14 protein-coding genes and 2 tRNA genes are annotated in these 19,955 nt (G+C 40.4%); 5 read left to right on the top strand and 11 right to left on the bottom strand.

The window, feature by feature from the left end:
* Nucleotides 1–171 precede the first annotated feature (171 nt).
* Nucleotides 172–1,236, bottom strand: a complete 1,065-nt coding sequence (locus Q8W26_RS13625; RefSeq protein WP_101213499.1) for an OmpA family protein — start codon at nt 1,234–1,236, stop codon at nt 172–174.
* Between the two features lie 330 nt (nt 1,237–1,566).
* Between Q8W26_RS13625 and Q8W26_RS13620 the strand changes: the two genes are divergently transcribed.
* A complete protein-coding gene (locus tag Q8W26_RS13620) occupies nt 1,567–2,352 on the top strand; it encodes a YdcF family protein (RefSeq protein WP_101213500.1) in 786 nt (261 codons plus the stop codon).
* A 110-nt stretch (nt 2,353–2,462) separates the two neighbouring features.
* The gene (locus Q8W26_RS13615; protein ID WP_101213501.1) at nt 2,463–3,659 is read left to right on the top strand and encodes an amino acid aminotransferase; all 1,197 of its coding nucleotides are present in this window, start codon (nt 2,463–2,465) and stop codon (nt 3,657–3,659) included.
* Between the two features lie 91 nt (nt 3,660–3,750).
* On the opposite strand, the gene Q8W26_RS13610 is transcribed toward Q8W26_RS13615, so the two are convergent.
* Both Q8W26_RS13610 and ppsA read right to left on the bottom strand, forming a co-directional pair.
* The gene (locus Q8W26_RS13610; protein ID WP_101213502.1) at nt 3,751–5,958 is read right to left on the bottom strand and encodes a winged helix-turn-helix domain-containing protein; all 2,208 of its coding nucleotides are present in this window, start codon (nt 5,956–5,958) and stop codon (nt 3,751–3,753) included.
* Between the two features lie 156 nt (nt 5,959–6,114).
* The gene (gene ppsA / locus Q8W26_RS13605; RefSeq protein ID WP_101213503.1) at nt 6,115–8,487 is read right to left on the bottom strand and encodes a phosphoenolpyruvate synthase; all 2,373 of its coding nucleotides are present in this window, start codon (nt 8,485–8,487) and stop codon (nt 6,115–6,117) included.
* A 130-nt stretch (nt 8,488–8,617) separates the two neighbouring features.
* Here ppsA and Q8W26_RS13600 point away from each other — a divergent pair, with 130 nt between their 5' ends.
* Both Q8W26_RS13600 and Q8W26_RS13595 read left to right on the top strand, forming a co-directional pair.
* Entirely contained in the window at nt 8,618–9,427 is an 810-nt protein-coding gene (locus Q8W26_RS13600; protein ID WP_101213504.1) for a pyruvate, water dikinase regulatory protein, read from the top strand.
* Between the two features lie 138 nt (nt 9,428–9,565).
* Complete coding sequence (locus Q8W26_RS13595; protein WP_101213505.1) at nt 9,566–10,621, top strand: 3-deoxy-7-phosphoheptulonate synthase; 1,056 nt, start codon at nt 9,566–9,568, stop codon at nt 10,619–10,621.
* A gap of 68 nt (nt 10,622–10,689) precedes the next feature.
* Here Q8W26_RS13595 and Q8W26_RS13590 read toward each other — a convergent pair whose 3' ends face one another.
* The 6 genes from Q8W26_RS13590 to Q8W26_RS13565 all read right to left on the bottom strand — a co-directional run bounded on the left by Q8W26_RS13590 (nt 10,690) and on the right by Q8W26_RS13565 (nt 16,995).
* On the bottom strand, nt 10,690–11,448 hold the full coding sequence (locus Q8W26_RS13590; RefSeq protein ID WP_101213506.1) for a Nif3-like dinuclear metal center hexameric protein: 759 nt from the start codon (nt 11,446–11,448) through the stop codon (nt 10,690–10,692).
* A gap of 207 nt (nt 11,449–11,655) precedes the next feature.
* On the bottom strand, nt 11,656–12,009 hold the full coding sequence (rplT, locus tag Q8W26_RS13585) for a 50S ribosomal protein L20 (RefSeq protein ID WP_101213507.1): 354 nt from the start codon (nt 12,007–12,009) through the stop codon (nt 11,656–11,658).
* 22 nt (nt 12,010–12,031) lie between these two features.
* A complete protein-coding gene (gene rpmI / locus Q8W26_RS13580) occupies nt 12,032–12,229 on the bottom strand; it encodes a 50S ribosomal protein L35 (protein ID WP_101213508.1) in 198 nt (65 codons plus the stop codon).
* Nucleotides 12,230–12,334: 105 nt separating this feature from the next.
* The gene (infC, locus tag Q8W26_RS13575) at nt 12,335–12,853 is read right to left on the bottom strand and encodes a translation initiation factor IF-3 (protein ID WP_370694285.1); all 519 of its coding nucleotides are present in this window, start codon (nt 12,851–12,853) and stop codon (nt 12,335–12,337) included.
* Between the two features lie 27 nt (nt 12,854–12,880).
* Nucleotides 12,881–14,815, bottom strand: coding sequence for a threonine--tRNA ligase (gene thrS, locus Q8W26_RS13570; protein ID WP_101213510.1), 1,935 nt, complete (start codon nt 14,813–14,815; stop codon nt 12,881–12,883).
* 296 nt (nt 14,816–15,111) lie between these two features.
* Nucleotides 15,112–16,995, bottom strand: a complete 1,884-nt coding sequence (locus Q8W26_RS13565; protein WP_101213511.1) for a DEAD/DEAH box helicase — start codon at nt 16,993–16,995, stop codon at nt 15,112–15,114.
* A gap of 357 nt (nt 16,996–17,352) precedes the next feature.
* Here Q8W26_RS13565 and Q8W26_RS13560 point away from each other — a divergent pair, with 357 nt between their 5' ends.
* Nucleotides 17,353–19,032: a DUF342 domain-containing protein gene (locus tag Q8W26_RS13560; RefSeq protein WP_101213512.1), complete on the top strand. Its 1,680-nt coding sequence runs from the start codon at nt 17,353–17,355 to the stop codon at nt 19,030–19,032.
* A 744-nt stretch (nt 19,033–19,776) separates the two neighbouring features.
* On the opposite strand, the gene Q8W26_RS13555 is transcribed toward Q8W26_RS13560, so the two are convergent.
* Together Q8W26_RS13555 and Q8W26_RS13550 are read right to left on the bottom strand one after the other, a co-directional pair.
* Nucleotides 19,777–19,852, bottom strand: a tRNA-Glu gene (locus tag Q8W26_RS13555).
* Between the two features lie 27 nt (nt 19,853–19,879).
* A tRNA-Glu gene (locus Q8W26_RS13550) sits at nt 19,880–19,955 on the bottom strand.

Genomic DNA, 19,955 nt, shown 5'->3' with positions numbered 1-19,955 from the left:
AGATAATAAATCGCGGAGCTATCATTCATTTACACCATCAAATACACCATCAAAGGTGTTCAGGTTATTAATGAACTTGGTAAAGTACTAGCAAAAAGAGCGAAAGGTTAAACAAAAAAAGCCCATCACGAGGATGGGCTTTTTGAATGAAACTTAATCTTTAATATAAGATTAGTTAAATTTAACTGTTACAGTAACTTTACGAGCTTTAGCACCTGTAGGCGCTTCATTTGCGTATTTCTCACCGCTTGCTGTAACTACAACTTTATCAGCATCAACTGACCAGTTTTGCTTGATGTAAGCAGCTACTTTCTTAGCGCGCTTTTCAGAAAGCATTTGGTTGTAAGCAGCATTACCAGTGCTAGAAGCGAAACCAGAAACGTTTACAGTATCAACACGGTCGTTAACAAGCTGAGATTTAGCATTGTTTAACACTGTTAATGTTTCATTGTTTAATGAGCTGCTGTTGTTACCGAAGTAAACTGTTACAGCCATTGGCTTAAGCGGAGCAACTGGAGCAGGCTTAACAACTGGTGCTGGCTCAGGTTGCTTTTCAACAACTGGCTTAACAACTGGTGCTGGCGCTGGCGCTGGCTTAGCTTTCTGAGTCATTACTTCACCGAATGTGTAACGAACACCAGCAGAAATAACGTCAACTTCACGATCGAACTGGAAACGGTCCCAATCAACTAGAGCGTCTAAGTTAGATGTAATAGCGTAAGAAGCACCAACACCAAACGTTAAACCACTGTTAGAACCATCTGAAGTACCATGGCCCGCATCTGTACGGTTAGAACGAGCAGAAAGATGAGCTAGACCGCCACGAACGTGCGCGCTGATTTCTTCTGTTAGTGGGTGGCTATACATAGCTGTTAGGCCAGTCGCTGTACCTGATAGCGCTTTGATACCAGCGATAGCATCGTGGTCACCATGAGAATCTAATTCAATAACACCCAAGTCTGTGATGTTTAATGCAACAGATAAGTTTTGGTCAAACTTGTAACCGCCACCAATATTCCAAGAACGGCGCTTGTCAGAAAGAATGCGCATGCTTTGTAAATCACCAACATCAGCAACTTCATTCACTAAGCTCGCAGAAGATTCATGGCCGGTTGCTTGACCAATATTACCTTGCACAAACCAACCTTGCTCGACATCTTTAGCAGCTGCAGTGCCAACCATAACGCCAAATGCAACAGGAGCTATTAAAAATTTTGTAAGTGTCGTTTTCTTCATTGCTTTTCCCTTGTAAAAATAACTCTTAAATTCAAATTAATAAGGCGATACCTCTCTAAAATATCACCTTATAAAATACATTCATTTCATATCGCTATTAGACCAATAACGCTATGAATTTAACCTTAACGAATATCAGATTGTAGCTGAATTCATTTTAACACCAAATCATTCACTTATACATAAAAAAAAACGTAAAAATAAGTGCGTTGGATTAATCCAGTACTTAACTTACCCTTTTTACCTATAAAGTGACACAGTGTCAAACAATAGAAAGTAGGATATGGTTATATAGAAAAGTAATTCTCATGGATAATTGAAGGATATTCGATGGACAATCTCATAAGTCAGCTATATATTTTGATTATTCCTCTCACCCAGTTCAGTAGCTGGTTATTTATTTTATTGTTGTTTAGTGCTTATTTGGTCATTACTAAACGGTCATACGCCCAATTCATGATTAAACTCACCTTCATTGTTCTATTAGCCATTGCCATACTACCAATTGACTATTGGTTACTTGCTCCTCTTGAGCAACGTATCAAGGCAACCAACCAATTTAAAACAATTGACTCAATTATTGTTCTTGGTGGTGGTCAATCTGTGCCAATCTCTATACAGTCTTATAGTGGTTATGGCGACCACAGTGGTCGAATCATAGCCGCTATCGACCTTGCAAATAAATATAACTTGCCTATCTTGTTTATCGGAGGAACAAAAAACCAAGAAAAAGAAAAAGTTGCTGAGTCTTTAGTGTTGTCTGCGCTAAAGAACAACCTTATCAAGCCTTCCCTGTTTATTAATAACCATTCAAAAAATACGTTTGATAATGCGATCATCAGTAAGCAATTAACCGATAATTATTTCTTCAAACATAGTTTATTAATAACTTCTGCAGCTCACATGCCTAGAGCTTATGCCACTTTTAAAAAGGCAGAGGTCTCTATCTCTACTTTTCCTGTTAATTATTTTGCACCAACTAAGGCAAAATGGTTTAACTTTTTCGATATGGTTGGCACATTACGACGTATTGATTACGCAATACACGAATGGATCGGGTTAGCTTATTATTACTGGTTAGATAGAACAGATACTTTATTCCCAAAGCCTCTATAAATTAACCAAAGTGTACTACCACTATCATTAAGCTCATGTTATAACAGTGAGTCATTTAGATGGATTTAACCATCATAACTTTGTTCACACTCTATCAATAGGAACCTCTAATGTTTGAAGTGGTAAAAACAGCCCCTGCTGATCCCATTCTCGGCCTGACCGAAGCATTCAAAAATGATCCACGCCCACATAAAATCAACCTAGGTGTTGGGATTTACAAAACAGACCAAGGCGATACCCCCGTTCTTGAGTGTGTAAAAAAAGCAGAAGCCCTATTATTAAGTAATGAAACAACCAAATCTTACCTAAGTATTGAAGGCAATGCAGCATACGCTAAGTGTGTTCAGTCATTACTCTTTGGCGCGGACAGTGACATCGTAACGTCACAACGTGCAGCAACAGCACAGGCCCCTGGCGGTACTGGTTCACTGCGTATTGCTGCTGACTTTATGGTAAGTCAGTTAGGGATCAAACGTATTTGGGTAAGTAACCCAACATGGGCTAACCATGGCAACATTTTTAAAGCCGCTGGTCTTGAGATTGTTGAATACACTTACTACAACCCTGAAACTAAATCATTAGACTTTTCAGGCATGTTAGAATCTCTAAAACAAGCCGCAGCAGGCGACGCTGTTTTATTCCACGGTTGTTGTCATAACCCTACAGGTATCGATCCCACAGCCGAACAGTGGCAGCAAATTGCTCAACTAGCAAATGAGAAAAAGCTATTAGGTCTGTTTGATTTCGCTTACCAAGGTTTTGGTGTGGGTATAGAAGAAGACGCACTAGGTTTACGTTTGTTTGCACAAACAAATACTGAATTTTTAGTTGCGAACTCGTTCTCTAAAAACTTTGGCTTATACAATGAGCGCGTTGGCGCAGTGACCTTAGTCGCTTCATCAAATAACGTTGCAACCAGTGCTTTTAGTCAGATAAAAGGTATTATCCGCTCAAACTACTCCAATCCTCCGTCTCACGGCGCAGCAGTTGTCGCGACTATTTTAAATGATCACGCATTAACAGAGCTATGGCACGAAGAAGTTGCGCAGATGCGCCAACGCATACATCAAATGCGTGAGTTATTTGTAACACGTTTAAAAGATCTTAATGTGGAGGGTGACTTTTCGTTCATCACTTCTCAGTGTGGTATGTTCTCTTTCTCAGGCTTAACTAAAGCACAAGTAGAAGAATTACGTGCAGAGCATGCGGTATATATCGTTGGTTCTGGTCGTATTAGCGTTGCTGGTATGACAACAAATAATATGGATGCATTATGTGAAGGTATTAAACAAGTCCTTCAAAAATAATCTCTAGCATTAAGCCCAGAGTATTGTTCTAGTCTAACTAACGATACTCTGGGCTTTTTTGTGAAGCTCATATTGACTTAAATGAATCAAATCACTTCGTCAATTCAAGCCTGATCAGCTGCTGCCGACTGGTAACCAATTCAACTAGATTGTTAAACCTCGGCGATTTAGCCAAACTAGCAAGATTCGGGTTATCTTGTAATCTCCACACTTGATACTGAGGGTTAGGCAACCAGCCCCGGGCAACGAGATCCGCTAATGTCGATAGCGCCAAGTCCTTTTTTCCTTGCAATGCGTAAGCTTCAGCTAAAGTAAACTGCAACATCATAGTGTCTGAATGCTCTAACCGCTCAATAAATGCTGCTAATAACTTACTAGCTTTAATCTTCTGATTGACTTGTTGTAAGGCATTAATATAGGTCGTGATAAAAAATACTCGATCATCATTTAACTGTGCTTTGGGAGTGAATTCACTAAACTCAGCATCTTTTTCTATTTCTAAAAGTGCCTGTTTTGGTTCCGCATTTAGCAGATATAGTGCAGCTTTTTTCCAGTAATAAATATTACTAATACCAGCCTTAAGCTCTAGCGCCTCGGCCAGCCTAGCTAAATTTTCACGATTAGATAAATTCATAAACGATGACTCTTGCACTAACTGACTCAGCATCAACCGTAAATCAGGTGAGGGTTCCTTGGTCCATTCCTTTAATAGACTAAACGTAAACTGATTAAATAACACAAGATCTCTCGGTTGTGTCAGTGTTAGTCCACCCTGCTCAATATGCTGATGTGCTCGAATTAAGTAGCCTAGATTAACTAAATCATTTGCTAAGTCATAATGGTAATTTTTCTGATTTGGTAAACGTTGCAATAAATGCTCTGTCATCAAAAAACTTTGAGTAAATTGATGTTGCTCTCGATATATTTTAGCTAAAGGGATGAGGATCTCAGGCTCATTAGCATTTTTTTCTAGCGCTAACAGCCACTTATCAATAGAGGGAGACTCACGATTAATGTGTGAACTGACTCTTGCCGCAATTTGATAGCCTAAACTATGTTGTGGGAATTGCTTAATCGTCTGTTTTGCTAAATTGTTTAACTGACTAATCAACGCAACTTCCTGTTTAGTTTGCCTATTCACGGATATCAGATCTGATTGTAAACGCTGTGCATGTTGTTCAATGGAAATTAAACAGCGATAGTTAAGCGGGTTTTTATCATCTAACTCAGCGAAGTCTTGCCTTTGGCAACTTTCTTTACTCAACTCAAATGATGACGCCCCTAAGACCATTTTAGTCAACTGCCCATTAAAGGATGAGTCATCGATAACTTGATGTGGTAAACCAGGAACAGTTAGCTGCAGTGCCTTTAGGGGCTGGTTAATCGTCTCAATTGGATACCAGGATAATGTTAACAACCTAGCTTGTTCTGGCAATGGTTCAATATCACTAACCAATAAAGGAAAACTGTCTTGATTATCAGTAATAATCACTTTTGTTGCTGGGAGGTGTTTTACTTTTTGCTCTAACCACCAGCGCAGGCGCTCCTCTAGATCATGCTCTTCTTGCTCGATGTCCTTTTCATCCATGTGTCGAGATTGATGGTATAAATACACCGTATCATATTCTAAATTCGGATCGATACTTTCTTGCGGAGCAGTGTTAAAAAGCCAAATAATAAAGCCTAAAATAATGAAGACACAGGCAGGCACCCATTGCGAAGTAAAACGACTTCTTGTTCGGCTAGCGTGCTTAATCTGATCGTTGGGGGCATTAATGGAATCACTTTCTGGATTACCGACATCATCTTCAGCGAGTGATGAATCCTTGTTTTCTGGCTCAATAAAGCCTAGATCATCAAAGATATTCTGTTCTAAAACACCACTATGAACCTCTAAGTCATCGACCGCTTCATCAGCTAAATACTCTGTAACATTCTTCTTTGCGACAATATCTTGCGACGCTGTGTCCACATTGTTATCGATAATACTAGGTTCAATCACCAAACGATAACCTTGACGTGGCACCGTTTCGATATAATGAGAGTTGTGACTAGAGTCATCAAAAATACGTCTGAGCTTGGCTATTGCTTGGTAAAGCTTATTTTTATTTAGCGCTAATTCTGTCGGCGCTTGTTCTATAATTTGTGCCGCAGAAATGACATCAGGCGCAGAGTCAACGAGAAGCAATAACACCTGAGTTTGTACAGGCGTCATTGTGACTGTATTGCCAATTTGAGTTAATGTGAGATCACTTGGTGAGAATTCCCAATCATTTAGAAGATAAACAGGCTGTGACACAAAAATACCTTAGTAAAAAACGATGATAACAAGATACTCTTTTTAAACTCCAAAGACAAAGGCTTAACTAGACTTCAGTCAATAAAAAAGCGCTGTAATTTTGATTACAGCGCTTAATATTTTTAGCTAATTTTTATTTGTGACAACAAATAATCGTTAACTGTTATATTTTTCACCTAAATACAGCCATGTTTTAAGTACGGTATCAGGATTTAATGAAACACTTTCAATACCTTGCTCAACTAGCCAAGCTGCGAAGTCTTCATGATCTGATGGCCCTTGACCACAAATACCAACATACTTACCTTTCGCTTTAGCCGCTGAGATAGCCATTGATAATAACTTCTTCACTGCTGGGTTACGTTCATCAAACAATTCAGAAACGATTCCTGAATCACGATCTAAACCAAGTGTCAGCTGAGTTAAGTCATTTGAACCAATAGAGAAACCGTCGAAATATTCTAAGAACTCATCCGCCAATAAAGCGTTTGATGGTAATTCACACATCATGATGATACGTAGACCGTTTTCACCACGTTTGAGTCCTTGTTCAGCAAGTAGCTCGATAACGGCCTTTGCTTCTTCTAGTGTTCGAACAAACGGGATCATAATCTCAACATTGATAAAGCCCATGTCATTACGAACGCGTTTAATTGCGTCACATTCCAGTGCAAAACAGTCTCTAAATTCTTCAGAGATATAACGTGAAGCACCTCGGAAGCCTAACATTGGGTTCTCTTCCTCCGGTTCGTAATTCTCACCACCTAAAAGGTTAGCATATTCGTTTGACTTAAAATCAGACATACGCACAATCACTTTCTCAGGAGAAAATGCACAAGCAAGAGTAGAAATACCTTCGGTCAACTTAGCTCGATAGAACTCAACAGGTGAACTATAACCAGCAATCATTTCGTCAATTTCTTGTTTAACACGCTCTGATTGTAAATCATAATTAATTAAGGCTTTAGGGTGAATACCAATCATGCGATTAATAATAAACTCTAAACGCGCCAAGCCAACACCAGCATGAGGTAAGCGAGCGAAATCAAATGCACGATCTGGGTTACCGACATTCATCATCACTTTTAATGGTAGCTCCGGCATGTTATCCACTTCTGAGGTCACTACAGAATAGTCCAGCTCTTTATCGTAAATAAAGCCCGTGTCACCTTCAGCACAAGATACTGTAATGTGATCGCCTTCTTTGATTAAGTCTGTGGCATTCCCACAACCAACTACAGCGGGTACGCCAAGCTCTCGTGCAATGATAGCCGCGTGGCATGTACGGCCGCCGCGATTTGTCACAATAGCAGAAGCACGCTTCATAATTGGCTCCCAATCAGGGTCTGTCATATCAGTAACTAATACATCACCTTCTTGAATACGGTCCATTTCATCTAGTGAAGTTAATACTTTCGCGACACCTGAACCAATCTTGCCACCAATGGCACGACCTTCAACAACCACAGTGCTTGACTCATTGAGCGTGTAGCGTTCCATGAAGTTGCCGTCTTCGCGAGAACGGACTGTCTCAGGACGAGCCTGAACGATATATAATTTGCCATCATCGCCATCTTTAGCCCATTCGATATCCATCGCACGGCCGTAATGTTGCTCGATGATCAGAGCCTGGCGAGCTAATTCTTCCACTTCGCTATCGCTAATTGAGAACTGTTGTGAACGTTCACTTTCAATGTCTTTGATGACAACCTGTTTACCATGACTAGTATTATCAGAGTAAACCATCTCTACCAATTTACTGCCGATATTTCGGCGAACAACAGCTGGACGATTAGCAGCAAGAGTTTGCTTATGTACATAAAATTCATCTGGGTTTACCGCACCCTGAACAACCATCTCACCTAAGCCCCACGATGACGTAATAAATACGACGTCTTCAAAACCTGACTCAGTATCTAAGGTAAACATTACACCAGATGCAGCGATATCACTGCGTACCATCCGCTGAATACCAGCAGAGAGTGCAACACCACGATGATCATAGCCCTGATGAACACGGTATGAAATTGCACGGTCATTAAATAATGAGGCAAATACATGTTTAACCGCTTCTCGAATCGACTCTAAGCCAACCACGTTTAAAAAGGTTTCTTGTTGACCTGCAAAAGAAGCATCAGGCATATCTTCTGCTGTGGCTGATGAACGAACAGCAAATGACATACCTGGCGAAGTTGCAGCTAATTTATCATAAGCCTGCTTAATCGCTTCTTCTAATGGCGCTTGAAAAGGTGTATCAATGATCCACTGACGAATCGTTTTACCCGCATCACCCAACGCAGCAATATCGTTAACGTCTAAATCATCTAATAGCTGATAAATTTTTTCGTTAATACCACTGGTTTCTAAAAACTCATTAAACGCATGGGCTGTGGTTGCAAAACCACCAGGAACTTGAACCCCTGCATTTGATAAATTACTGATCATCTCGCCTAAAGACGCATTCTTACCACCAACAACCTCAACATCACCCATGCCAAGCTGTTCATACCAAAGTACATAATCTTGCACTAGAAAGTCCCCATATTCACAATATTTTGTGTGGATTAAAATAGAATTGGTAATCGCATTCTACACTGCTATAAAATGCTGAGTAAATCACAAAAATCAACATTGCCCATTTTTTTAACAAAAGGATAAAATTTTGCGTAAAGTATTTTATATTTCCGACGGCACAGCTATTACCGCCGAAGTGTTAGGTCATGCTGTTTTATCACAGTTTGATACCAAGTTCGATCAAATAACTATCCCTTTTGTCGAGAGTATTGATAAAGCTCAAGAGGTCGCCAGTCAAATTAACACCAGCACCTATGAAGATGAATTACCGTTGGTATTTCACTCTATTGTCGATGAAACAATTCGAGAAATAATCAATAGCACTGACTGTTTACCTTATGACTTTCTAAATACCTTCGTTGCCCCGTTAGAAAAACAATTAGGACTCAAAGCCGAGCCAACACTCCACCGAACCCATGGCATTGCTAATAAAGCTTATAGTGCTCGCATAGACGCTATTAACTACTCGCTTGATAACGATGATGGTATCAGTTTAAAACACCTCGATGACGCTGAAATCATCTTAGTGGGTGTTTCTCGTTGCGGTAAAACACCGAGTAGCTTATACCTTGCAATGCAGTTTGGTATTGCGACCGCTAACTACCCGTTTATTTGTCAAGATATGGACTACCTCGAACTCCCTAAAGAGTTAAAAGCGCATAAGCATAAAATTTTTGGCTTAACTATCGATCCAAACCGCTTGCACGACATTCGAAGCCAGCGCCGTGCGAACAGCCAATACTCGTCAATGCGCCAATGTCGAATGGAAGTTAAAGAAGTAGAGATGCTCTATCGTAAAGAGCGAATCCCTTATATTGACACGACAAATTACAGTGTTGAAGAGATCACCGCGAAAATTTTAGATGTCACTGGTCACAAGCGAAAAATGTTTTAATACCAATATATTCTTGGCTATACATAATAATTTCGTTTTATTACCACAATTCGTGCCTTTGCCCTTTAACTGCGACTAGCTTTGGGCTAAGGTAGCGGCAGCATTCAATTATAAGAAAATTTAGACGAAGTAATAATCATGTCAATTAAAACCGATGAATTAAGAACTACCTATATCGATCAGGTAATTACCCCGAGCCAATTGGCCAGTGAGTTTCCTTTATCAGAAGAAGGGGCCAATCAACTGATCAATAGCCGTCGTGAGATTGAAGCTGTCATTAACGGCCAAGATAAGCGTTTATTGGTTATTGTAGGACCTTGTTCGATTCATGACACTGAAGCGGCACTTGATTACGCCCGACGCCTAAAAGTGTTACAAGAACAATATAAAGAATCACTTGTCATCGCGATGCGTGTTTATTTTGAAAAACCACGTACCATAGTTGGTTGGAAGGGATTAATCAGCGACCCAGATTTGAACGGTAAATATCAAGCCAATAAAGGATTACGCCTAGCCCGTGGCCTTTTAGTTGAACTGACTGAGATGGGACTCCCAATAGCAACCGAATTCTTAGACATGGTGAATGGGCAATATATTGCCGATCTAGTGAGTTGGGGCGCAATTGGTGCACGTACCACAGAAAGTCAGATTCACCGTGAAATGGCCTCAGCTCTGTCATGCCCTGTCGGTTTTAAAAATGGCACTGATGGCAATACAAAAATCGCGATTGACGCAGTGAGGGCATCACGTGAAGCCCATATTTTCTATTCACCAGATAAAGATGGCTTAATGACTGTTTATCGCACACATGGTAACCCATTTGGCCATGTTATTCTGCGTGGTGGTAAAACGCCTAACTACAGTAAAGAGCATGTAACGGCGGCTTGTGATCAACTTGCAGCAGCTAATTTAATGCCATCTGTCGTGATTGATTTTAGTCACGGTAATAGCCAGAAAGAACACAAGAATCAATTAAGTGTTGCGCAAGATGTGATGCAACAAATGCGTGCTGGAAGCATGCAGGTTGCTGGTATCATGGCAGAGAGCTTTATTGAGGAAGGTAACCAAGCCGTAATCGAGGGTCAGCCTCTTGTCTACGGACAGAGTATTACAGATGCCTGTATTGACTGGAAAGATACCGAACAATTAGTTGCAGACTTGGCCTCTGCTGCAAAAGATCGTATGGCACTATAAATATTAAAAAGCACCGTTAATAAAAAGCTCAGCAACTGCTGAGCTTTTTTTATGGCCTAATAAATCTGTTAAGCTGGGTTATCAATATCAATAAATTCAACATCAACACCAAGTTCAACGGCCAAATGCTCACCTAACGCCTTAGCCCCATAGCGCTCAGTAGCATGATGACCTGCCGCAAAAAATGCGATGTCGTACTCTCGTGCTAAGTGAATCGTTTGCTCTGATACTTCACCACTAATAAATGCATCAATGCCCTGCTCACCAGCCATTTCGATAAAGCTCTGACCACCACCACTGCACCAGGCAATAGTTTTAATGACTTTATCTTTAGCGCCTTCAATTAACGGTTCTCGCCCTAATTGCTGCGCAATTACGCTTCCTAATTCGGTTACTGTTTTTGCTTTGACCAAGCGCCCTTTAACAGCAACACTTTGAGGATTCCCAAGTTCTAGCCCTTCAACCGCTGTAATATCAAATAACTTTGCCAGCTGTGCGTTGTTACCCAACGTTGGATGTATGTCTAGCGGTAGGTGGTAAGCAATTAAATTAATATCAGCATTAAGAAGCGCTTTAATACGACGCTTTTTAAGTGAGGTAATGGTTTGATTTTCACCTTTCCAAAAGTAACCATGATGAACTAACAATGTATCTGCACCAGCAGCAATAGCTGCATCAATAAGTGCTTGAGAAGCTGTTACACCGGTAACAATTTTTTTTATATCATTAGCCCCTTCAACTTGAAGACCATTTGGACAATAGTCTTTAATTTGTTGAGGTTTTAATAAATCATCAAGGTAGGTTAGTAATTGATTGCGTTCTAGCATAATGAGTCAAAACTCTATTAATAATAGTAATAACGCATTGTAACAAACAATTAATCACAGTTTGGTGAATTTTTTAGTCAAAGACTTAATTACGCAAATGAGCTGCGAGATGCAAACCCATCAATGATAAACCTTTATCTCTGACACAAAAAAGGGACCCGAAGGTCCCTTTCAAACTTGAAGTGTTAACCCTAAGGTTAAACTAACTTAAAGTGCAGATTTCGCTTTTTCTACAAGTACGCTGAATGCGTGCTTATCGAATACTGCGATATCAGCTAGGATCTTACGATCGATCTCAATAGATGCTTTCTTAAGACCGTTGATGAAACGGCTGTAAGACATACCATTTTGACGAGAAGCAGCGTTAATACGTGCAATCCATAATTGACGGAATTGACGTTTACGTTGACGACGGTCACGGTAAGCATATTGACCAGCTTTAGTTACAGCTTGGAACGCTACGCGATAAACACGTGAACGTGCACCGTAATAACCTTTAGCTTGCTTTAAAACTTTCTTGTGGCTCGCGCGAGCCTGTACACCACGTTTTACTCTAGGCATTGTTCAAATTCTCCAGTAAGTTCTATGCGAAAGGAAGCATGCGATTGATTGAAGGAACGTCCACTTTATGGATCATACCTTTAGAACGCAATTGACGCTTACGCTTAGTGCTTTTCTTTGTCAGGATGTGACGAAGATGGTTATGTTTGAATTTGAAGCCACCAGAACCCGTTTTCTTGAAACGTTTTGCGGCGCCTTTGTTAGATTTCATCTTAGGCATTGTTAAATCTTCTACTTCGCATTGGGTTAATAATATATAGCAAGGCGTACAAAATTTGGCTACCGACCGAAGTTGGTAGCCAATTTGCAACTTGAATTGCCCTAACTATTTCTTTTTCGGTGCAAGTACCATCACCATTTGGCGACCTTCCATTGAAGGAAAGGACTCCACATTAGCTAGTTCAACTAAATCATCTTTAATTCGATTCAATAATTGGCTACCTAAGTTTTGGTGTGCCATCTCACGACCACGGAAACGCAGCGTTACTTTTGCTTTGTTGCCGTCTTCAAGAAAGCGAGTCAGGTTGCGTAGTTTTACCTGATAGTCGCCTTCGTCAGTTCCAGGACGGAATTTAACTTCCTTAACCTGAATCTGTTTATTTTTCTTACGCTGCTCTTTTTCATTTTTAGCTTTTTCAAAAATGAATTTACCGTAGTCCATAACACGACATACTGGCGGCTGGGCATTTGGGCTAATTTCTACCAAGTCTAGGTTGGCTTCTTCAGCAGATGCCATCGCTTCACGTAATGAAACAATACCTACAGGTTGACCGTCTGCGTCCGTTAAACGAACTTCGCTAGCGGTAATTTCACCGTTTATTTGGTGCAAATTCTTTTTTTGCACTTGTCCTCTTCTTGCGCCTTTAATCTGTTATTCCTCCAGTTGTTTAAGACTACGGCTGTTGATCTCTTGTGTAAGTGAGTTGATGAATGTCTCAACAGACATTTTTCCTAAATCAACCCCTTTACGAGTTCGAACAGCAATTTCTTGCGCTTCTACCTCTTTATCACCAATAACAATTTGGTAAGGTACACGCTTTAAAGTATGTTCACGAATTTTAAAGCCTATTTTCTCATTTCTCAAGTCCGCTTTGGCTCTAATTCCACTAGATTTCAATTTATTTACGATATCTGTGACATATTGGCTCTGTTTATCGGTAATATTCATCACTACAACCTGAGTTGGTGATAACCACGTCGGAAATAATCCCGCGTACTCTTCGATAAGAATACCAATAAAACGTTCTAGCGACCCCAGAATTGCACGGTGAATCATCACTGGTGTATGACGTTCGTTATCTTCAGCAACAAAAGTTGCGTCTAAACGACCCGGCATTGAGAAATCAAGCTGTATTGTACCACATTGCCATGCACGACCTAAACAGTCATGTAAGGTAAATTCAATTTTAGGGCCATAAAAAGCACCTTCGCCCGGTTGCAATTCATAATCCAGGTTATTTTGCTCTAGTGCTTCACGTAATGACTTTTCAGCATTATCCCACACTTCATCACTGCCTACACGCTGCTCTGGGCGAGTCGAGAGTTTGATAGCGATGTCTTCAAAGCCAAATGTTTCATAACAGTCAAAGACCATTTTGATACAATCTGTCACTTCAGCTAAGATTTGCTCATCAGTACAGAAGATATGGGCATCATCTTGCGTAAAGGCACGCACTCGCATTAAACCGTGCAATGCGCCCGATGGTTCATTACGGTGACAAGAACCAAACTCAGCCATGCGCAGTGGTAAATCACGGTATGATTTTAAACCTTGGTTGAAAATTTGAACATGACCGGGACAGTTCATCGGTTTAATTGCATAATCACGTGCTTCACTATGTGTAGTGAACATGCCATCACTGTATTTATCCCAATGGCCTGATTTTTCCCACATACAGCGGTCCATAATTTGTGGACCTTTAACTTCTTGGTAATCGTACTGAGATAACTTCTCACGGATAAAGTCTTCCAATTCACGGAATACTGTCCAACCATCGTTATGCCAAAACACCATACCCGGCGCTTCTTCTTGCATGTGGTATAAATCTAAATGCTTACCAATTTTACGGTGGTCACGTTTTTCAGCTTCTTCTAAACGCTTTAAGTATGCTTTTAGTGCTTTTTTATCCGCCCAAGCAGTACCATAAACACGTTGTAGCATTTTATTTTTAGAATCACCACGCCAGTATGCACCAGCCACTTTCATAATTTTAAAATGCTGACAATGTTTCATGTTTGGCACGTGAGGGCCACGACACATATCGATATATTCTTCATGATGGTATAAACCTGGACGCGCGTCTGGGTCAATGCCATCTATAATTTCTAATTTGTAGTTTTCACCGCGCTCTTCAAAAACTGCACGTGCTTCATCTACTGATACTTTTTTACGTACCACTTCGTAACCAGTTTTAGCTAACTTAAGCATATGCTTTTCTAGCTTTGCTAAATCTTCGGTGGTTAATGAATGCTCCATATCAATGTCATAGTAAAAGCCATTATCGATAGTAGGACCAATCGCCATTTTGGCATCAGGCCAAAGTTGCTTAACCGCATGACCAATTAAGTGGGCACAAGAGTGGCGAATAATTTCTACACCATCTTCATCTTTAGCGGTAATAATCGATACAGACGCATCAGTTTCGATTAATTCACAAGCATCAACACGCTCGCCGTTAATTCGACCGGCAACACAAGCTTTCGCTAAACCAGGACCAATATCGTTGGCGATATCCATAATTGAAACAGCATGTTCGAACGAACGTTGACTACCGTCAGGCAGTGTAATTGTAACTGGAGTATTCATTAAAAAGTCTTCCTAAACAGTGGTGACCTATACCAAAGATCACATGTTAATTTAAATTTAAACGTTGTGCTAAGAAATAGTTAAGAATTAGCACTTAAAAAATCCCTTAAAACCTCCAAACGTAGGAGTCATTTAAGGGCGGCTTATTCTACCCTATTGATATAATATCGACAATTATTTATCCAATAATTCAACTTGTTGTTATTTTGATTCTTAAATGCCGTTCATCGGACATAAAAAAACCCTAGGTTAATTTTCACTAACCTAGGGTTTTATTAAAGTAAAGTTAAGCGTAATTACTTATCGTTGCGATCACGACGTGGACCACGATTGTCACGTTGACCACCGCGAGAGTCATTGCGTTGACCACGATGACCGCGAGAGTCATTGCGTTGACCGCGATGACCACCGCGCTCATTACGGTTACCACCGTCGCGACGTTGGCCGCCACCATCACGACCACCTTCACGGCTGTTACGACGAGGGCGATCGTCTGGTAACGTACCAGATTGAAGTTTAGTCAGCTTCATTGCTTTAGAACAAACGAACGCTTTGTAAAGGTGATCCATAGTTTCTTTTGGCATATCAGATGGTAGTTCTACCGTCGTATAGCTATCGTGTAAACGAATACCACCAATGTATTGGCTGTCTAAGTTACCTTCGTTAGCAATCGCGCCAACAATGTTCTTCACTTGAACACCATCAGCACGGCCTACTTCAATACGGAATGTGTCCATGTTGATGTTTTGACGTGGTTGGCGAGCACCACGTTCACGACCGCGCTCGTTATCACGACCACCACGCTCACGACCACGATCGTTATCACGGTCATCACGTTCACGGCGCTCACGACGAGGTGGCTCAGGCTCAAGTTGTAACGGCTTATCTTTTTGTGCCATGAATAATAGCGCTGCCGCTAATTCTTCAACCGTTGCTTCATCTTCGGCTGCAATCGTTTGACTTAATTCACGGTAGAAGGCTAAATCTTCTGATTTAATTACTTTATCAAGTGTTTCACGGAATGTTTCGATACGTTTAGCTGAAATATCATCACGTGATGGCAAAGACATTTCTGCAACACGCTGACGAGTTAGCTTCTCGATAGTGTATAGCATACGCTTTTCACGTGGTGCTACGAATAAGATTGCGTTACCACTACGCCCTGCTCGACCAGTACGACCGATACGGTGAACATATGACTCGGCATCATAAGGAATATCATAGTTAATAACTAAATCTAAACGCGGAACATCAAGACCACGAGCAGCAACATCCGTTGCAACTAGGATATCTAAGCCACCATTTTTGAGTCGATTAATTGTTCGTTCACGTAATTGCTGCGTCATGTCTCCATTGATTGCAGCAGCACTGTAACCACGAGCTTCTAATTTCTCTGCAATTTCAACGGTCATTGTCTTAGTACGAGAGAAAATAATCACGCCATCATAAGTTTCAGTTTCTAAGATACGTGTTAAAGCTTCCATCTTAGTGTTACCACGAACAAACCAGTAACGTTGATCGATATTTTCGACAGTTGCTGTTTTCGCTTCGATCTTAATAAACTCAGGGTTATTCATATAGCTATTACCAATGCGTTTGATTGCATCCGGCATAGTCGCAGAAAATAGCGCTGTTTGTTTATCTTTCGGCGTTGCAGCCATCATCGTTTCTACATCATCAATAAAGCCCATGCGTAGCATTTCATCAGCTTCATCAAGAACCATTGCTTTAACGTTATCAAGCTTTAACGTGCCACGGTTTAAATGGTCTAATAGACGACCTGGAGTACCAACGATTACTTGTGGACCACGTTTTAGCGCTTTAATTTGCAGTGGGTAAGCTTGACCGCCATATATCGGTAATACATGGAAACCTTTAATGTAACGAGAGTATGCTTGGAATGCTTCAGCAACCTGAATTGCTAACTCACGTGTTGGTGCCATTACTAAGATTTGTGGTTGCGCTAAGTCAACATCAATATTCGTTAATAAAGGCAATGCAAAAGCAGCTGTTTTACCAGTACCCGTTTGTGCCAATGCCATGACATCCTTGCCTTTTAGCATATGAGGAATAGCAGCTGCCTGCACTGGTGAAGGACGCTCATATCCTAAATCTGCTAGTGCTTTATGAAGTGGCTGAGCTAGCTCTAAATCGCTAAAGGTGATGGTCGTATCTGACATATTATAAGGGTACCGACTTGAAAAAAAGGGCGCAAATTATAACCCCATATTTACTTGGTGAATAGTTATAATTTAATTTATTTGATGCTGCGCACTAAATATAGCAGTAATTCACCAATTTTTTGAATAAAAAGTGCTCAGCCGGTCATTTATCAATAAACTTTCTTTCTCAAGCGATAACGGCCCCACCCTGTCTAAAGAGAGATGCGACCATAAACTGTTAACTAACATCTATCAATATAAGCAGTATTGGCACTTACTGTTCGAAAAATATTGTAGTAGACTACATAACAACAGACTAATAAAATTTAATTTATAGCACTTTAATATTAGACCAACGATAATAAGGTTACCAGTATGCTTTCACCACAATCTATACGCCTTTCTAGTGACGGTATGGAAATGCTCATTACCGTAGAGCCCCAAAGCAATGCGATTAGAGCTGTGGAGATTTGCCAATTATTAAATCGTTCAGACTCATCTCAATTCTTTCAAGTTGAAGAGAATATTGCTTTAGCAGCAGATTTGATCAATAAGTGCACTAAAGAAGCGTCGCTACCAGAAGAACAGCAAACATGTGCTGAGCTCGGCACAGAAATAATTGTCTCACAAAAGCGCCATGCGACACTCACCATAGAACTTTCAGCCGATGAAATGCAAGCTTATGCTGTGATCAATGCCCCTTATGGCGGCACCTACATTGATTTCTCAGACTTGATGACAACTTTAACCCAATACAATATTGTGCAAGGTGTTAAAAATGACACGCTAGATGAGTTTTTAAATGCGTCTCATCAAGCCAATCCAGGAGATGTTACAAAGCACCATATAGCCTCTGGTACCCCCCCGATAAACGGTCAAGACTCAACCTTTGAAATGCTTGTTGAAACAATGGAGCAACGCAGTTTAAAGCCTCAAGCTAAATCTAACGGCAAAGTGGACATGAAAGAGTTAGGAGATATCCTAACGGTTAAAGAGGCAGCCCGTTTAATGCGTCGTCACCTACCTACCGAAGGGACGCCTGGCATTAACGTGTTAGGGGAGTCAATCGCACCACAACCAGGTGTTCTGCACGAGTTTTCTATCGGTGAAGGCACTGAAGTTTCATCCACCGATGAAAACTTATTAATTGCAAACCGCGTGGGGATCCCACGTGCAATTGATAATGGCTTAGTTATTGATGACATTTTAACCGTTGATAATGTCGATGTTGGTTTCGGTAATATCAATTTTGAAGGCAGTGTTATGATCTCTGGCGATGTATGTGAAGGGCTAAAAGTGGTCTCTCAAGGTGACATCACCGTAGGGGGGTCTGTTAACTCCGCGACACTAGAAGCCAAAGGTAATATTACTGTACAACACGGTATTAGTGGCCATAAATCAAAAGTTAAAGGGCAATATACTTGCAATATTACAGCAGGTGGAAATATCCACGCGCAATATATTCAATATGGAAAAATCGAAGCTGGCGGCAATTTAAATGTACAAACACAAATGCTGCATTCCAATGCCACCGTGACTGGTAGCGTGACTGTCTGTAATAAAGCGCAAAATAAAGGGACTCTTTTTGGCGGAGTCATTCAAGCCGGCACCGCAATTTCTGCGGTCGAAATTGGTGGTAACTCTGGTAGTAAAACCCTACTATCAATTCGCGGACCTTTTAATACTATTCGCGGACAAAAAAATGAACTGAATAAAGATCTTCATACCGAATACGAATTATTAAAACAATTAATAGAAGCCTACGATAAGCTTGCTGAACTAAATTGTGAAAAAGAGCATAAAAAGCTCTTAAGTCAATTGAAGAAAAATGTTGACCAAAAAGTTGTCACGATTATTCAGCTTCAAAATGCCATCAGTCATCTCGATGAGCAGCTCGATTTAAGATTAACTCAAGCAAGTATTCTATCAAGTAAAACGCTTCATGAAGGTGTACAACTTAATATTGATAAACTGCACTTGACGACGTATAAAAATTATTCGAGTAGTAAAACACAAATTAAAGATGGGGAAATACAGCTCGGCCCCCTTTCCTAATATTGATAAAGTCAAAAAAATTTAGCTAGTTATTTCCCTTTATAGCTAGCGATAACAGTGTTTTCTGCCTAACACACACCCTTCTTCCTTAAGCCTAATAGTGGATTAAGCCCACTTTATTCCCTGCCCCTCTTCACTAGAATAAGTTTATCCAATGCCGTTAATTAAGCGAATAAACTGTTGACGAGAATAAACGCAGCTATCACTCGTTTAGCCCGTGAACAATAATCTGGTTAATAACAACATTGCTTCAAGTATCCTGATACTTGCCATTGCTTTAGATTGCTTTAGATTGCTTTAGATTGCTTTAGATTGCTTTAGATTGCTTTAGAGCAGACCATGAAGGGTTATGCCAATCCTATTAATTAAGAGATCAATTTTGTAACGAGAATAAACAGATTAGCGCACAGACTCTAGATTCCAACCAGAACCTACGTGCCACCATCCATATCGGCAAGGTATTTATTGGTGTATGTAACTATCTATATTGGCAGTAAATAATAAAGCTATTATTGGTTTATATTGCGGAAAGTGATCAGGTAATTAGGTGAATTGGTATTAGTTATTTGAATTTTATATTTTTGGTAGTGTTAAGCAAAAAACTAATAAATCGTTTTATACATTCAGACATTTTCGTTTCATGAATAACAATATGAAAATAGTAGAAGAGTTGTCTATAAAATTATGAATTAAATTATAAGATATTGCTTTCTGGAACTTCTGCCGATTGACAGAAGAAAAAGTTGGCGTCCCCTAGGGGTTTCGAACCCCTGTTACCGCCGTGAAAGGGCGGTGTCCTAGGCCACTAGACGAAGGGGACCCTGGACTTTTTGATTATCTGCAATGTTGGCGTCCCCTAGGGGTTTCGAACCCCTGTTACCGCCGTGAAAGGGCGGTGTCCTAGGCCACTAGACGAAGGGGAC

Source organism: Psychrobium sp. 1_MG-2023 (assembly GCF_030689115.1).
In the GTDB taxonomy this organism is placed as follows: domain Bacteria; phylum Pseudomonadota; class Gammaproteobacteria; order Enterobacterales; family Psychrobiaceae; genus Psychrobium.
The sequence above is the reverse complement of the archived record's forward strand: the minus strand, read 5'-3'. Positions and strand labels throughout refer to the sequence as shown.

Bases quoted from the DNA above. Each gene is read 5' to 3' on its own strand.
- Q8W26_RS13625 (WP_101213499.1), bottom strand. From the start codon at position 1,236: ATGAAGAAAACGACACTTACAAAATTTTTAATAGCTCCTGTTGCATTT.
- Q8W26_RS13620 (WP_101213500.1), top strand. From the start codon at position 1,567: ATGGACAATCTCATAAGTCAGCTATATATTTTGATTATTCCTCTCACC.
- Q8W26_RS13615 (WP_101213501.1), top strand. From the start codon at position 2,463: ATGTTTGAAGTGGTAAAAACAGCCCCTGCTGATCCCATTCTCGGCCTG.
- Q8W26_RS13595 (WP_101213505.1), top strand. From the start codon at position 9,566: ATGTCAATTAAAACCGATGAATTAAGAACTACCTATATCGATCAGGTA.
- Q8W26_RS13590 (WP_101213506.1), bottom strand. From the start codon at position 11,448: ATGCTAGAACGCAATCAATTACTAACCTACCTTGATGATTTATTAAAA.
- rplT (WP_101213507.1), bottom strand. From the start codon at position 12,009: ATGCCTAGAGTAAAACGTGGTGTACAGGCTCGCGCGAGCCACAAGAAA.
- rpmI (WP_101213508.1), bottom strand. From the start codon at position 12,229: ATGCCTAAGATGAAATCTAACAAAGGCGCCGCAAAACGTTTCAAGAAA.
- thrS (WP_101213510.1), bottom strand. From the start codon at position 14,815: ATGAATACTCCAGTTACAATTACACTGCCTGACGGTAGTCAACGTTCG.
- Q8W26_RS13565 (WP_101213511.1), bottom strand. From the start codon at position 16,995: ATGTCAGATACGACCATCACCTTTAGCGATTTAGAGCTAGCTCAGCCA.
- Q8W26_RS13560 (WP_101213512.1), top strand. From the start codon at position 17,353: ATGCTTTCACCACAATCTATACGCCTTTCTAGTGACGGTATGGAAATG.